Here is a 1,138-nt window from a genome sequence, read left to right on the forward strand (position 1 = left end):
ACAACTTATCAAAAATTGTGGCGGTTCGCTTATTACGATGAGTGAGGTGCCTGAATGGAAATTGCAGGTAAATTGCTCAGCAAACGTGACAACGTGGTCACAATTGAATTAAATGATGACGTGGATACACAGTTCTACACGGACTCGGTTGGACTGGTGTTTCGTGATGAACGGTCAATCACTGCACAGCAACGTAAGTTTGCCTATGCAATTATGGCCGACATTGCTAAATCTGACATTGGTGGATTCTGGGCAGGCGATAACAAAGCGGTTGAGAACTATTTTAAAGCTCAGTATTGTCTGGATAACGACCTGGACTATATGAGCCTGTCAACTCGACTAGGGAATCGAACGGATGCCAACGAGTTTATCAGCATGTTATTGGACTTTAGCCTGGCACACAACGTGGCACTGTCCAGAATGCCGATAAATGAGCTTGAGGGCGACTTTGGAAGACGTTTCGAGTATTCATGCCTGCTGAATAAAAAATGCGTTATATGCGGTACTAGCAAGGGTATTGAGTTTGCACATTGCAAGGCAATTGGTTACACCATGAGCCGAAAGGATATGAACCATCTTGGCTGGCCTGGTATGGCGCTATGTCACGACCACCACATCAATCAACAGCACACAACCGAGTGGGGTATTAAGAAGTTCATGAAGCACTACCATTTGCAGGGCGTGCCGGTTGATGAACGAATTGCCAAAATTTATCACTTGCACATTGTTAAGAAAGAGAAATTGGTATAGGTAAGATGTTTAGAAAATTAGACCCTGATAGCGAATTAGGGAAACAAGTATCTGCATTTATCGCACAACAAAAGGAGCAAAACGTGGCAAAGAAATTTACGGAAAACGAATATCAGTTAATTATTTCTTTGTTTGACGGTTGGTTGGGAGATGGGGCAACACTCACTGTAGCGATTAGAAGTATTGCTGAAAGCCCTATTTTTTACGAACTTACTGAAAAATATAAATATGAATATTCGTTCAGTCGAATTAAAGAAATCGTTATTTTATTGGCAATACACGAGTCTCGAGCATGGGCGCATGAACAATTCGTTGAGAAAGAGAAGAAGTATTACTGGAAAAGCAAGAAACAGTATGGTGGAAGATTTAAAGTTTTGGTTAAAAGCTC

The 1,138-nt window shown here is 41.5% G+C and carries 2 protein-coding genes; both read left to right on the forward strand.

The window, feature by feature from the left end; translation table 11 throughout:
* Positions 1-54 precede the first annotated feature (54 nt).
* On the forward strand, positions 55-750 hold the full coding sequence (locus AOQ32_RS08310; protein ID WP_059394392.1) for a putative HNHc nuclease: 696 nt from the start codon (positions 55-57) through the stop codon (positions 748-750).
* Between the two features lie 5 nt (positions 751-755).
* Positions 756-1,138: hypothetical protein (locus tag AOQ32_RS08315; protein WP_148666547.1), on the forward strand; the 383-nt coding region annotated here is incomplete at its 3' end.

It is taken from the genome of Fructobacillus tropaeoli, assembly GCF_001047135.2.
GTDB classification, from domain to species: domain Bacteria; phylum Bacillota; class Bacilli; order Lactobacillales; family Lactobacillaceae; genus Fructobacillus; species Fructobacillus tropaeoli.